Source organism: Clostridium pasteurianum BC1 (genome assembly GCF_000389635.1).
Lineage (GTDB): Bacteria > Bacillota > Clostridia > Clostridiales > Clostridiaceae > Clostridium_I > Clostridium_I pasteurianum_A.
Genome location: NC_021182.1, coordinates 1,115,614 through 1,129,041 on the forward strand (window position 1 = coordinate 1,115,614; position 13,428 = coordinate 1,129,041).

Below are 13,428 nucleotides of genomic sequence, written 5' to 3' on the forward strand. Positions count from 1 at the left end.
AATCAGATGTTGTTTTTCTTCACAATGTTCATTAATTACGTCTTAAACTAATGTACGATTTTAGATAAAACCTTACATTCGTAAAAATAGCATAAAGCGTTGATATATAAAGGCTTATAGTAGGTTTAACTAAAGCCTTTTTTCTTATTATACATTTAAATGTATTGTTTTATATGATATATTACAAATGTAGTACATTGACTTTATGCACTCTGGCAAACTTTCGCGGAATGAATTTCAAAGATTTGAATTGTTAAGAAAAGCATATTATAGGCTAAATAATTACATTTATGGGGATATGCTTTTCTTAACGTACGAAATATCATTTTTGCGTATGCTACCCCTACATGGGCAGATTTTCGACGGGATGATATTACCATGATTAACAGGGAATATGGAGCTGGTTCAAGAGTACTGCTTGATGAGAATTTAAAACTTCTTGGAATATATGGAAGCTCCGTTAAGGGATACGATAATGAAACCCAGTCACACCTAGCGGTTGCCAGTGCAGTCAGCAGCGGTAAGGCTGATGTGGCAGTAGGTAGCGAAAAGATAGCGAGACAGGTGGACAACATAGAATTTATTCCACTCCAGAAAGAAAGATATGATTTGGTTATCAGAAAAGAAGACCTGCACACTACAGAGATTGAAACCTTGCTGAAAATTATCCGATCAGATGCATTTAAGAATGAGTTTGAACATATAGGTGGATATGATACAAGTGAGATGGGTAAAATTGTTGCAGAGATATAATTTAACCTAATAATTCCTTTTCTATAAATTATAATTATTATATTAAATTAATACTCATTATAGATATCCACTTTCATAATTAAACATTATTTTAAGCTATAAGGCATTTTAATTTTATATCCTAAAACATAAATTTATATATGAAGTTGTTTATTTATAGTAAAAAATTATGAATCAAAGTAAAAAAATATGAAGTCAAAAAGGGGAATTCTTAATGGAATTTATAGGAGTATGTCTTATCACAAGTAATGTTTCTGCCCTGACGGAATTTTACATGGTAATAATGTCCATGCAGAATTGAAAACTGATGGAGGAAATATTGCAATATTTTCTGTAGAAGGGATGGAAAGTATGGCCCATAATTCTATGTGTGGAGTAGGATATGGAGGCTTTACAATAAACTTTAGAGTAAAGGATGTTGATTCAGAATATGAAAGACTCAAAGCATTAGGTGTAGAATTTGTTATGCTACCAACAACACATCCATGGGGAGCGAGGTCTTTCTGGTTTAGAGACCCTGATTGTAATATTGTTAATTTTGTTAGCATAGTAAAAAATAATTAATTCATATCAAATAAATATAATATTGAACTAATTTAGTACAGAACCTTCTAATATAGTTTACTAAATACAATTCTCAGAAGTATTAATAAAGGGGAAAGATTATGAATAATTTTATGATTGGAATGTATGGAAAATACAATTATAAAAAATTTGATAGGAACTTCAGAAAGGATTTTTATGGAATAGAAGCATGCCTATTTGAGAATGAAAGGAGAAAAAAATGACTAAATCTCATATAGCTTTTAGAGAACTACATTCAGGGGAGGAAGATACTGTTTGTAAATTAGTAATTGATTGTTTTAATCACTTTATTGCACCAGAATATCCCTATGAAGGAGTTAGAGAATTTATCAATTATGTAAAACCAGATTTGTTAAAAGAACGGTTGAAAAATATAAGCTATTCTTTTGTGGCATTGTATAAAGATGAAATTGTTGGAGCTATTGAAGTGAGAAACGCAAATCATATTTCATTATTATTTGTTAAAAAAGAATATCAAAGAATTGGAATAGCAAAAAATTTACTGAAAATATCATTAGATAAATCTAAAAATATAGATGATTCAATTAGTGAAATTGAAGTTAATTCATCGCCTTATGCTGTTGAAATTTACAAAAGTATGGATTTTATCGAAACGGATGTAGAGCAAGTTGTAAATGGAATAAAATTTATTCCGATGAAATTAGTTTTAAGTTAATTCACATTTTCCTTTAGATATAGTTATTATAACTATGCATTCTTTATTTCACAAATAAAATCTGGAAATACTGTTTAACTAAAAGGGCGGAATTCTCCCATCTTCTATAAGAGGGAGATGGATAGCCCTTATTATTTTAGGTTCGATACCTAAAATAATAACTTCTTGACGAATTAGTATAGATGAAGTATTCTAAAATCAGTAGTAAATATATAAATGAGGTAAACAAATGAATTTAGATACAAATAATCATTCAGTATTCTTACTAAATTATCATTTAGTATTGGTTATAAAATATAGACGAAAAGTAATAAATGGTGAAATATCAAACAGGCTAAAGGAAATATTCGAGTATATATGCCCTAAATATAATATTACTTCAGGTGAATGGAATCATGATAAAGACCATGTACATATATTATTTAGAGGTTCACCAAACACAGATATATCAAAATTCCTAAATGCTTATAAAAGTGCCAGTAGTAGGCTTATAAAAAAAGAGTTTCCATCAATAAAAAAGCAATTATGGAAAGAATATTTTTGGAGTAGGAGTTATTGCCTTATAACAACTGGAGGTGCTCCAATAGATATAGTTAGAAAGTATATTGAAGATCAAGGAATGAAATGAGGTGTGGAAATGCTAAAAGCTTACAAATTCAGAATATACCCAAATGAAGAACAAAAATTATATTTAGCTAAGACTTTTGGATGTACTAGATTTGTATATAATAAAATGTTAGCAGATAGAATTAAATCTTATGAGGAAAACAAAGATTTAGATATTAAGCAAATAAAATATCCTACACCAGCACAATATAAAAATGAATTTGATTGGCTTAAAGAAGTTGATAGTTTAGCACTTGCTAATGCTCAAATGAATTTGGATAAAGCTTATAAGAATTTTTTTAGAGATAAATCAATGGGATTTCCTAAGTTCAAGAAAAAAACCAATACCAATAATTACACAACAAATAATCAAAATGGCACTGTATACATTGAAAATAGTCATATAAAAATACCTAAATTAAAGTCTATGATTAAGATAAAAGAGCATAGACAATTCAATGGATTAATTAAGTCTTGCACTGTATCTCAAGTGCCTAGTGGAAAATATTATATATCCATATTAGCTGATTGCGAAAACATTCAACTACCTAAAACAGATAAAAAGGTAGGAGTAGATTTAGGAATAAAAGAATTTGCAATAACAAGTGATGGAGAATTTTTCAGGAATCCCAAACACTTAAAGAAATCCGAAAAAAGATTAGCTAAACTTCAAAAAGACCTATCAAGAAAACAAGAAGGTAGTAATAATAGGAGAAAAGCTAGAATAAAAGTATCAAAATTACATGAAAAAATAACTAATCAAAGAAAAGATATGTTACACAAAGTAAGCACTCAATTAATTAACGAAAACCAAGTTATAGTCATTGAGGACTTAAAAGTAAGTAACATGATAAAAAATCATAAATTAGCTAAATCAATAGCTGATGTAAGCTTTGCAGAATTTAGAAGAATGCTTGCATATAAGGCAGAATGGTATGGAAGAGAAATAATAATAGCACCATCAAATTATGCAAGTAGTCAGTTATGCTCTAATTGTGGAAATAAATCAAGCCAAACAAAAGACTTATCTTGCAGGACTTATATATGTCCTGTGTGTGGAATGATAATGGACAGAGATATAAATGCCAGTAAAAATCTACTAAAACTAGCAATGTAATAAAAGATATATGTTAGAGAGGTCGGAGCGACCTTGATAGCGTGGGTAAACTTGCTACAGTAGGAGTATTGACCACGAAGCCACCCACTTCTATAAGTGGTGGTAGTTCACGTGTTTTATTAAGTAAATATGAAAGTTGATTCATAATCTTCTAATATTATTTATTAACTAAAAAGGCAGTGATGCCTTTTTTTATTTCTATTTAGTGTAAATATATTAAATGAAAATTTATACATAAATTAAATAGACACATTCATTTACAATTTTTATATTGTTTTTTTGATTTTTACTTAGTAATTTATTTTTATTTAAATATAGTTATTAGGGCTATATATGCATTCTTTATTTCATAAATAAAATCTGGAAATGCTGTTTAATTAAAGATATAATTATTATATAAATCTATGCAGAACAGTAATTTTATGCATAGTAAAGGTTATTTATATAATGAGAAGGAGTGGGGTTATGAAAATAAGGAAAGCAGAACTTGAGGATTTAAATATAATCATGGACATCTTTAGAAATGCAATTAATGTAATGAATGACAATAATATACCCCAATGGGATAAAATATACCCTACTAATATAATTCTTGAACAAGATATATTAAAAAAACAAATGTATGTTGGAATTAAAGATAATACAATTGTTTCTGTTGTAGTCGTTAATAATGAATTTGACGTACAATATAAAAATGGAAATTGGAAATATGATAATGAAAGGTTTGCTGTAGTACATAGATTATGTGTTAATCCAATTTATCAGAATCAAAAAATAGGGGAGAATACAATGATTATGATTGAAAATTTTTTACAGAAAAAGGAATACAATCTATTAGATTAGATGCTTTTTCTCTAAATCCATATGCCTTAAAAATGTATGAAAAACTTGAATATCAAAAGATTGGAGAAGCAAACTGGAGAAAAGGATTGTTTTATTTACTTGAGAAAAAACTATAGGGGATCTTGAACATAATCTTTTAATTAATACGATTTCTTTTTGTAGTTTGAATCAAGTGTCAATTATTATATCAATGAAGCATAGTAGAAAAGCTCAAAGTTTTGGTTTTTATTTTAGTGGTCAGCTATTTGGTAGTGAACATATTATGAGGTTAGATTACTAAACTCAAATGGTTGGTATAATCTTAACATCAGATTGATACATACTATTCTCATATAGTATAACAGTTGTAAGATAGTGTGAATTAATAATTATTAAAGTATTTACAAGAATAAAAAAGAGGAGTTTTGAAATGAAATCTATTTTAATTATGGGTGGCACAACATTTGTAAGTAGTTCTTTGGCAAAATATCTTATTGGACAAGGATATAATGTTGACATCCTTACAAGAGGTTTTGAATTAATAGATTATAATGGATTTAGAGAACACCTAATTTGTAACAGAAAATCAAAAAATGAACTTCAGCAGGTTCTAAAAGAGAGAGAATACCAGTTCATTTTCGATATATCTGCATATACAAAAGATGATGTGAAAACCTTGTTAACTTCAATTAATACTATAGATATCCAAGTTCAATAATAAATTATTTATAGTAACTTTTGGCAGTAACAAGAGGTTTTATAATAGAATGCATTTTATCTGAATTACAATGAAGAAATAGTTTTTCGATAAATTCTTTAAATTTATCAATAGATTCTCGAGCTTTACACTGAAAACATGTATCTTTAAGCCATTTCCATACGTTTTCTTGTGGGTTTAGCATAGGAGAATATGGTGGTAAATTAATCAGAAACAATTCTTCGTTATGCAGCTGTGCAAATTCTTGGATATTTTTTGCTTTATGGATATTGTAATTGTCCCATATTAAAAATATCTTCTTACCTTTGTTTTGCTCAAGAAGTTGCTTTAAAAACTCAAGCATTTCTATAGAAGTAATGGAATGCTTTGCTGGATATATATTGATTAAAGTATTATAGTTCTTAGATATTTCTGTAGCACCAATAATGTTGAAACCTGCGTGTGTGTTATTACTTTCAACTATAGGGGATTGCCCTACCGGGCTCCAACTTCTGCGATTAACAGATTCTATCCTTATTCCTGTTTCATCTTCAACATATAGGACGGAGTCCTCTGTGTTCTCAATGATAGGTAGTAAGTCAGCTATTTTTTTTAAAGATAGCTTGCAAATAAGGATCTCCTTTAGTTGGTTTATATTGACCTCTTTTAAAAGAAAAACCAAGACTTATTAGTAGTTGTCTTATCCATTCTGCAGAATAAGACTTGCCATATTTTTCTTTAATATATTGAGTCAATAGGGCTGTTGTCCAGCTGGAACGCATAAAACCGAAGGTTTCAGGTGATTTACTTAGGACTACGTCCTTTAAATCCTGAAGCATTTCATCTGTAAAACTACTTTCAGAACCACCACGATTATCTATAATTGAATCTATACCATATTCATTCCATTTATGAATATAAGTAGTTATAGATGCGCGTGTTCTGCAAATAGTTTTCATAATATCATCAGTATGAATTCCGTTATATCTCATTATGACAGCACTCAAAAGAGATTTGGTGTACTTACTCTTTGAACTATTAATTATTTCATTTAATTCATTTATTGTATATCCGTGTAAAGTTTTAACTTCTACTAAATGCATTGCCATATATTTCACTCCAATACTATATTTATTACTTATAGTATTTGGACTTTTATATAAAAAATTCATAAACCTTTATTTATGATATTGGATATCTATAGTAGATTAAAAAAGTATATATTTTGTTCGTCAGGAGCAGTATACAAGCCAAGTAATATTGCCATGGAAGAATGTTTTGAAAAAGGAGAAAATCCTAACTGGGGAAAGTACGGCATTGATAAAAAAGAAGCAGAGGACTTTATTATTAATAGTGGAATTCCCTACTTAATCTTTAGACCAGCTTACATTTATGGTGAAAACAATAATCTGTATAGAGAAGGGTACTTTTTTGATAGAATTAGCAATAATAAAGTAATTCCATTACCTTTTGGAAATAATATCAAAACTCAGTTTATACATATTGATGACTTGATTAGAATATTTGAAAGTGCAATGTATAACAAAAGTGTTTCAAAGATATACAATGTGACAAATGCTGAAATTATTTCATGGGAATACTTTATAAGAAAATGTGGGGAAGTTTTAGGAAAAAATCCTATTATAAAGAAAATAGATATAAACCAGATACAATTGGAACCAAGAAAATATTTTCCTTTCAGAGATGTAACATACATGCTGGATATAAAACAATTAGTAGAAGATGGACTGTATATTCCTAATATTTCATTAGAAAAAGGATTAGAAAGAGCCTACCGATGGTATATAGAAAGAAAACCGAATTTGAATGATATAAAAATGATGGAAAAAGTGGATGAATTAGAGGAATTATTTCAAAAACGAAGTAATTGTTTTTAGTTAACTATAGTCAACTGTTGAACAGATTACTTAGATAATATATAATAAAAATGCAGTTGAGTATTAATTTCAAATGAAAATGTTGATTTATATATTTTGATTAATTTACAGAATTTTTCGTAAAGATAATTAAAACTTGTAAATGATTTGCAGTAATATTTTATTAAATAAAATTAAAGGGAGAATTTTATGAGTGAATTTTACGAAATGGAAACTTTTTGCATGGGAACGGTTATAAGTCAAAGGGTTTTTGGAGAAAAAGCAGAAATAGCTGCAACAAAGGTAGAGGAAGAAATGAAAAGATTAGAAGCTCTTATGAGTTTCTTTCTTGAATCCAGTGAAATAAGTAAGTTAAATAGGGCTGCTGGAAAGCAGGAAGTAGAGCTTGGCTGTGAGTCTCTATATGTTCTAAATAGAGCCAAATATTTTTCTGAAATATGCGGCGGAACTTTTGATATTACTGTAGGACCGATAGCTAAACTTTGGGGTATATTCACAAATCATGCAAAAGTACCTTCTAAAGAAGAAATTGACAAGGCTTTAAGCTTTACTGGATATAAAGATATTATCATTGATAATGGACTGGGTACGGCAAAGCTTGAAAGGACTGGAGAAAGTGTAGACCTTGGAGCTATAGCAAAAGGTTATGCAGCAGACAGAGCCATAGAAATATACAAGCAGCAGGGAATTGAATCCGCTTTTATAAATCTTGGGGGCAATGTTCTGGTTTTAGGTAATAAACCTGATGGAACACCCTGGAAGGTTGGTATACAGAATCCTCTCCTTGAAAGAGGGCAGTGCCTGGGGGCTGTAAAGGCAGTTGATAAGACAATTGTAACCTCTGGAGATTATGTGAGATATTTTGAAAAAGATAATGTAAAATATCATCACATTTTAGATCCTAGGACAGGATATCCTGCAAATTCGGGATTAATGAGTGCTACAATTGTATCAGAAAAATCTATTGGAGCAGATGCCTTATCTACTGCTATTTTTATTTTAGGACTTGAAGATGGTATGAAATTAATTAACAGCCTCAAAGATATGGAGGCCATATTTATTACAAAGGATAAAGAAATTTATGTTACTGAGGGTTTAAGAAAAGACTTTATTCTATTTGAGGGTACGGATTTTTCAGCTTTGTAACTGAAGTTATTTAAAAATTATATTGACAAAACTAGAGGAATATAATAATATTAACATACTAATTATAGCAGATTGCTATAAAATGACCCGAGAAGTGTCACTAGTTTACCAGAAAACTGGAGGCTGAATATCTATTGATAATCAATAGATATTCAGCTGTTTTTTTATTGAATTTGCAACATTTCTTTATATTTTATACTACTAAAGAAGTAGTGAATATCTTTTGATGAATTCTAAACTACAACTCTAAAAGTTACTATACTTAACGATTCAAAAACATCTTTATTGGTATCAAGACTTTCTGTAATGAATAATTATAAAAGACCATATTGATATATATAATATAGAAAAAATTTAAAAGTCAAACTCAACTTGCCATATATAAAGTATAATAATTATGATAAAGGATTAATAGGATTAATAGGATTAAATTCAATGATGGATAGAGGGTGGCAAAAATGGATAATAAGGTACAAACTATAATAAAAAAATTTGTAGAACACTATTCGGAAATAAAATATGTTCAAACTAAATGGAAAGAACCTTTGGTAGCCTATGCAGATGCAGTAAGTCCTTCTCATGCACTACCTAAGGACTTATTACCAGAAGCTGAAACAGTAGTAGCGTATTTCATACCTTTTGATGAAGCAGTGGTTAAAAGTAATATAGAAGGAAAAGAATGTTCAAAAATTTGGGCAAAAGCATATATAGAGACTAATCAGCTGATATTGGATTTAAATAATTTTATTAAAGATGAGTTACAACAATTTGGATACAAAACAAATATTATACCAGCAACACATAATTTTGATAGTAAAAAATTGATTAGTAACTGGTCTCACAGGCATGTTGCTTTTATTGCTGGATTAGGAAAATTCGGATTAAATAACATGCTGATTACTGACAAAGGATGCTGCGGAAGAGTTGGCAGTTTTTTAACTGAGCTAAAAATAGAGCCTACTAAAAGAAAAAATGGAGAGAATTGTTTATATAAGCATATGAATATATGTAAAAAATGTGTAGACAGATGTGTGAATAATGCTTTAGGAGTTGATTGTTTTGATAGACATAAATGCTATGAAATGTGTTTGTATAACGATAAATTTCATTCAGATATTGGTTTATCAGATGTTTGTGGCAAATGTTTAGTTAATGTTCCTTGCTCTACAATAAATCCAGTAAAAACTAAATAGATGAAACATTTTAGATAAAAAAGAAAGTGTATTCATAATTTTAGCTTATTAATATACTTGAGCTTAAAAATGAAATCATTACAATATGTTAAGTGTATGTTTTTATCATAGAAAACCTCCTGTTGATTTTAGGGGATTTTTTTATTGTAGATGTATATAAAAAATTAAGAATATGAGAATAAATAACAGGTGAAAGATATTTTATCCGATGACTATGACATCTAATACTCCCATGGCACTCTGCGAAAGCTGTGGGAGTAAAGAGTGGCTATGTCTCTAGATAACGATTTACCCTAAAGGACAATGATTTCTTAGTATCATAAATACCGATACTAAGAAATCTGTTTATATTTTTTTAGAAACATATGAGGACTTTTTTAAAATAAATCTTGACTACTAATAATACATATGTAATAATAAAGTTATAAAAAGTAACTTAATATATAAAATATATTAAATAAGTATTGGTAAGATAGGTAAATATAAATAAAAATCCTATAGTATATAGGGATCAAAAGGAGTGAAAAGTATGTTGAGGAAAATAGAAAACAAAAATATGGGTAGAAGCAATCTAGGATGGTTACAAAGTGTATTTCATTTTTCTTTTGCGGAGTATTACAATCCGGACAATATTAATTTTGGAGTTTTAAGAGTTATAAATGATGATTTGGTTCAAGCTAATACCGGATTTGATACCCATCCTCATAGAGATATGGAGATAGTATCTTATGTAGTTGAGGGAGAACTTACTCATGGTGATAATATGGGCAACAAAAAAACTTTGACCCGTGGCTCTGTTCAATACATGAGTGCAGGAACAGGTGTATATCATAGTGAACATAATTTTGGAAATAAAACATTAAGATTTTTGCAAATATGGATATTACCTGATAAGGAAGGATATAAACCGAATTATGGGGATCATGAATTCCAGTGGAATGATAGAAGAAACAAATGGCTTCATATGGTTTCAAGTAAAGAGGGAAATGCACCTGTAAAAATAAATCAGGATATTAATATTTACTCATTGCAGCTTGATAAGGGAAATGAAAGTAGCCTTCCGGTAAAAGAAGGAAGACAGGCATATTTAGTTCAGATAGAAGGAAGTGCTGAAGTAAATAATATTAAATTAGATGATAGAGATGCAATGGAAATTGTTGAAGAAGATATCTTAATTGAAGCTAAAGAAATTTCTCATATATTAGTTTTAGAAATGAAGAAACAAGATTAAGGCTTCAAGTTTTAAATAAACTGAGGCATAGGATAACTTATTTACAATATGTAAGACATAAGGAAACTATAAGATTCAGTGAGTATATAAAGGATATATGAAATATTACTTTTTTCTTCTAGATTTCATATACCCACTGTACCACTGAATCTTTTTTTGAATTTTCTCAAGATGTTTTTGAAGTTGTTCCATTTCCTGTAGAATATGATTTCGATGAGATGTGAAAATTTCCATACGATGTTCTAATGTTTCATCTCCCTTTGCACAAAGATCAAAATACTTTTTTATATCTTTCAGTGACATACCGGTGCTTTTTAGACAGCATATCATCTCAAGTTCTTCTAAGTCTGAGTTTGTAAAATAACGAATGCCTTTTTCTGTTTTTTGTGGAGAAAGGATACCTTCTTTCTCATAATAGCGGAGGGTATATGCTTCTAAATGAAATTTTTTGGCTACCTGCGAAATGCTATAACTCACTATTTTCATCTCCCAAAATTTATTATATGACTATCTGAGCTAATATTCCCATGATATTTTGATCGATTTAAAATCTTCAAGATTTTGCTCTATGCTTTTACTCTGTGAAAGCAAAAAAAGAGAAAAACTTGGATAACGATTTCATATAATATAAAGCTTACTTTTTTAAGATGAAATTGTCAATATATTAAAGCGTAGAAAAAAGTGCTGTAAGATTATAAGTATTTACAAATTTATAAAAAACTATTGACTTAAAGTTAACTTTAAGTATTAATATATAATTTGTATGATAAATAAATCTTACTTGGTGGGAATTATACTCACAACCAAGTTTAGATGAATTATCTAGACGCGTGGCTGTTATCTCTACCATTAGGAGGTGGAGTATTACTGCCACTAGTCATGGGCTAGATATAAAATCAGATAATTACAGAAGTAAAAGTTAAAAGATTAGAAGGACTTTATATTTTATTTGATAAAACGATTACAAGAACTGATAGAAATAAGTCATCATAAATAACTAGTGAGATACTAGTCTATTTTGATGTGCCTAAATAATTTTGAAATTCTAATGCAAAAGTAACTAAGAATCTTGTTAGGGTATTGGCTGATTTACAGAAGAAATGCCATGTAGATAGATTATATGGATTCAGTTATAATTAAAATTCTTCAAATATTATATATAAAGGTAGGTAGTTCTTATGATAAGAGACATAACAAAGGGTAATCCAGCTAAATTGATCATTTTTTTTACAATACCATTACTGATTGGAAATCTTTTTCAGCAATTTTACAGTATAGCTGATACTCTAATTGTGGGACGCACCCTTGGGGTAAATGCTTTGGCGGCAGTGGGTTGTACAGGAAGTATTATGTTCCTTATAATTGGGTTTGCACAGGGAATAACTTCTGGATTTTCCATAATCACTGCTCAGCGTTTTGGAGCTGGAGATGAGCAGGGAGTAAGACATAGCTATGCGGCAAGTATTATACTGAGTTTGTTAATTACAATAGTACTTACAATTGTCAGTGTTATATTAGCACGACCTATTTTGGAAATAATGCATACGCCGGCAGAGATTATAGAAGATGCTTACAATTTCATCATTGTAATTTATTGGGCCATTATAGTGTCAGTATTATTTAATTTGTTTTCTAATGTTATCAGAGCTTTGGGAGATAGTCGAACACCTCTGCTATTTTTAATTGCTGCCAGTATTTTAAATATCATTTTAGATTTTATATTGATTTTGAAATTTTCCATGGGAGTTTCCGGCGCTGCCTGGGCAACTACAATATCCCAGGCATTTTCTGCAATATTATGTCTTATATATATCACAAAAAAAATGCCTATTTTGAAACTTCACAAGGAGGATTGGTATTTGACAAAGGAAATTCTTTGGGAGCATTTAAGAGTGGGAATACCTATGGGATTTCAGGCTTCTATTATTGCTATTGGTGCTATTATTCTTCAATTTGCACTGAATAATTTAGGGGAAGTATCTGTAGCCGCATATACTGCAGCACAAAAAATTGATATAATTGCCATTCAGCCCATGATGTCATTTGGTATCACTATGGCCACCTATGTAGCCCAAAATTATGGAGCTAACAAAATTAAGAGAATTCATATTGGTGTAAAGCAATGTAGTATCATATCAGTAGGATTTAGTATTGTTGTTGGTGCAATTAATATTTTGGCCGGTCAGTGGATGATAAGACTCTTTGTCGGAAATGGTCAGCCGCAAGTAGTCTCTCTTGCACAAATTTATTTAAATATCAATGGGGCAATGTATTTCCTGTTAGCACTACTTTTTGTTTATCGATATAGCCTGCAGGGGCTGGGGCAGAGTTTTGCACCTACTTTAGCAGGGGTAATGGAATTATGTATGCGAACCTTCGCAGCTGTTATTATATCAAAGCATTTGGGCTTTGCAGGTGTCTCTCTTGCCAATCCTTTGGCATGGATTGGTTCATGCATACCATTAGGAATTGCTTACTATATAACCATGAAAAAGCTGAAGGGATCAAGTAAGGCAGTTCCCGTATCAGAGAAAAGTTCATTATACAGTTTTACTTTAAATAAAGGAAATCAATCTGACAGAAATTAGGGTTAATGCAATAATTATAATGCCATATAATCAAGATGTTTTATTGTAAAGACCTGAATAGTTGCGTAATAAATTATATAGTATATATTGAATATGATTATAATTCAGTGATGAGA

16 protein-coding genes are annotated in these 13,428 nt (G+C 29.6%); 13 read left to right on the plus strand and 3 right to left on the minus strand.

The features are described from left to right. The first annotated feature begins 324 nt into the window (after positions 1–324). The 8 genes from CLOPA_RS05130 to CLOPA_RS05160 all read left to right on the plus strand — a co-directional run bounded on the left by CLOPA_RS05130 (position 325) and on the right by CLOPA_RS05160 (position 5,277). Positions 325–753, plus strand: a complete 429-nt coding sequence (locus CLOPA_RS05130) for a substrate-binding domain-containing protein (protein ID WP_278246049.1) — start codon at positions 325–327, stop codon at positions 751–753. Between the two features lie 267 nt (positions 754–1,020). Next, complete coding sequence (locus CLOPA_RS23600; protein WP_080648279.1) at positions 1,021–1,317, plus strand: VOC family protein; 297 nt, start codon at positions 1,021–1,023, stop codon at positions 1,315–1,317. 101 nt (positions 1,318–1,418) lie between these two features. Then, positions 1,419–1,541: a hypothetical protein gene (locus tag CLOPA_RS26420; RefSeq protein ID WP_015614407.1), complete on the plus strand. Its 123-nt coding sequence runs from the start codon at positions 1,419–1,421 to the stop codon at positions 1,539–1,541. Next, the gene (locus CLOPA_RS05140; RefSeq protein WP_015614408.1) at positions 1,538–2,014 is read left to right on the plus strand and encodes a GNAT family N-acetyltransferase; all 477 of its coding nucleotides are present in this window, start codon (positions 1,538–1,540) and stop codon (positions 2,012–2,014) included. The genes CLOPA_RS26420 and CLOPA_RS05140 overlap by 4 nt, the downstream gene beginning before the upstream one ends. A gap of 229 nt (positions 2,015–2,243) precedes the next feature. Then, positions 2,244–2,642 carry an IS200/IS605 family transposase gene (gene tnpA / locus CLOPA_RS05145; protein ID WP_015614409.1) on the plus strand — a complete coding sequence of 133 codons (399 nt, stop codon included), beginning with the start codon at positions 2,244–2,246 and terminating at the stop codon, positions 2,640–2,642. A 9-nt stretch (positions 2,643–2,651) separates the two neighbouring features. Then, positions 2,652–3,737: an IS200/IS605 family element RNA-guided endonuclease TnpB gene (gene tnpB, locus CLOPA_RS05150; protein ID WP_015614410.1), complete on the plus strand. Its 1,086-nt coding sequence runs from the start codon at positions 2,652–2,654 to the stop codon at positions 3,735–3,737. A 465-nt stretch (positions 3,738–4,202) separates the two neighbouring features. Then, a complete protein-coding gene (locus CLOPA_RS05155; protein WP_015614411.1) occupies positions 4,203–4,580 on the plus strand; it encodes a hypothetical protein in 378 nt (125 codons plus the stop codon). 409 nt (positions 4,581–4,989) lie between these two features. Continuing rightward, the gene (locus CLOPA_RS05160; protein ID WP_041710806.1) at positions 4,990–5,277 is read left to right on the plus strand and encodes an NAD-dependent epimerase/dehydratase family protein; all 288 of its coding nucleotides are present in this window, start codon (positions 4,990–4,992) and stop codon (positions 5,275–5,277) included. 4 nt (positions 5,278–5,281) lie between these two features. On the opposite strand, the gene CLOPA_RS25885 is transcribed toward CLOPA_RS05160, so the two are convergent. Then, on the minus strand, positions 5,282–5,938 hold the full coding sequence (locus CLOPA_RS25885) for an IS630 family transposase (protein WP_051115609.1): 657 nt from the start codon (positions 5,936–5,938) through the stop codon (positions 5,282–5,284). Continuing rightward, positions 5,856–6,365, minus strand: coding sequence for a helix-turn-helix domain-containing protein (locus tag CLOPA_RS25890; protein ID WP_051115610.1), 510 nt, complete (start codon positions 6,363–6,365; stop codon positions 5,856–5,858). Before CLOPA_RS25890 ends, CLOPA_RS25885 begins: the two co-directional genes overlap by 83 nt. Positions 6,366–6,440: 75 nt before the next feature. On the opposite strand from CLOPA_RS25890, the gene CLOPA_RS05170 reads away from it, so the two are divergent. The 4 genes from CLOPA_RS05170 to CLOPA_RS05185 all read left to right on the plus strand — a co-directional run bounded on the left by CLOPA_RS05170 (position 6,441) and on the right by CLOPA_RS05185 (position 10,724). Beyond that, positions 6,441–7,154, plus strand: a complete 714-nt coding sequence (locus tag CLOPA_RS05170; RefSeq protein ID WP_155241871.1) for an NAD-dependent epimerase/dehydratase family protein — start codon at positions 6,441–6,443, stop codon at positions 7,152–7,154. A 189-nt stretch (positions 7,155–7,343) separates the two neighbouring features. Next, a complete protein-coding gene (locus CLOPA_RS05175) occupies positions 7,344–8,300 on the plus strand; it encodes an FAD:protein FMN transferase (protein ID WP_015614413.1) in 957 nt (318 codons plus the stop codon). A 458-nt stretch (positions 8,301–8,758) separates the two neighbouring features. After that, on the plus strand, positions 8,759–9,493 hold the full coding sequence (locus CLOPA_RS05180) for a hypothetical protein (RefSeq protein ID WP_015614414.1): 735 nt from the start codon (positions 8,759–8,761) through the stop codon (positions 9,491–9,493). 529 nt (positions 9,494–10,022) lie between these two features. Further along, a complete protein-coding gene (locus CLOPA_RS05185; protein WP_015614415.1) occupies positions 10,023–10,724 on the plus strand; it encodes a pirin family protein in 702 nt (233 codons plus the stop codon). A gap of 105 nt (positions 10,725–10,829) precedes the next feature. On the opposite strand, the gene CLOPA_RS05190 is transcribed toward CLOPA_RS05185, so the two are convergent. Next, on the minus strand, positions 10,830–11,210 hold the full coding sequence (locus tag CLOPA_RS05190) for a MerR family transcriptional regulator (protein WP_431602566.1): 381 nt from the start codon (positions 11,208–11,210) through the stop codon (positions 10,830–10,832). Positions 11,211–11,902: 692 nt separating this feature from the next. Between CLOPA_RS05190 and CLOPA_RS05195 the strand changes: the two genes are divergently transcribed. Then, positions 11,903–13,312 carry an MATE family efflux transporter gene (locus tag CLOPA_RS05195; protein WP_015614417.1) on the plus strand — a complete coding sequence of 470 codons (1,410 nt, stop codon included), beginning with the start codon at positions 11,903–11,905 and terminating at the stop codon, positions 13,310–13,312. Positions 13,313–13,428 lie beyond the last annotated feature (116 nt).

Coding starts and splice junctions, on each gene's coding strand:
- CLOPA_RS26420 (WP_015614407.1), top strand. CDS start 1,419: ATGAATAATTTTATGATTGGAATGTATGGAAAATACAATTATAAAAAA.
- CLOPA_RS05140 (WP_015614408.1), top strand. CDS start 1,538: ATGACTAAATCTCATATAGCTTTTAGAGAACTACATTCAGGGGAGGAA.
- tnpA (WP_015614409.1), top strand. CDS start 2,244: ATGAATTTAGATACAAATAATCATTCAGTATTCTTACTAAATTATCAT.
- tnpB (WP_015614410.1), top strand. CDS start 2,652: ATGCTAAAAGCTTACAAATTCAGAATATACCCAAATGAAGAACAAAAA.
- CLOPA_RS05155 (WP_015614411.1), top strand. CDS start 4,203: ATGAAAATAAGGAAAGCAGAACTTGAGGATTTAAATATAATCATGGAC.
- CLOPA_RS05160 (WP_041710806.1), top strand. CDS start 4,990: ATGAAATCTATTTTAATTATGGGTGGCACAACATTTGTAAGTAGTTCT.
- CLOPA_RS25890 (WP_051115610.1), bottom strand. CDS start 6,365: ATGGCAATGCATTTAGTAGAAGTTAAAACTTTACACGGATATACAATA.
- CLOPA_RS05170 (WP_155241871.1), top strand. CDS start 6,441: ATGATATTGGATATCTATAGTAGATTAAAAAAGTATATATTTTGTTCG.
- CLOPA_RS05175 (WP_015614413.1), top strand. CDS start 7,344: ATGAGTGAATTTTACGAAATGGAAACTTTTTGCATGGGAACGGTTATA.
- CLOPA_RS05180 (WP_015614414.1), top strand. CDS start 8,759: ATGGATAATAAGGTACAAACTATAATAAAAAAATTTGTAGAACACTAT.
- CLOPA_RS05185 (WP_015614415.1), top strand. CDS start 10,023: ATGTTGAGGAAAATAGAAAACAAAAATATGGGTAGAAGCAATCTAGGA.
- CLOPA_RS05190 (WP_431602566.1), bottom strand. CDS start 11,210: ATGAAAATAGTGAGTTATAGCATTTCGCAGGTAGCCAAAAAATTTCAT.
- CLOPA_RS05195 (WP_015614417.1), top strand. CDS start 11,903: ATGATAAGAGACATAACAAAGGGTAATCCAGCTAAATTGATCATTTTT.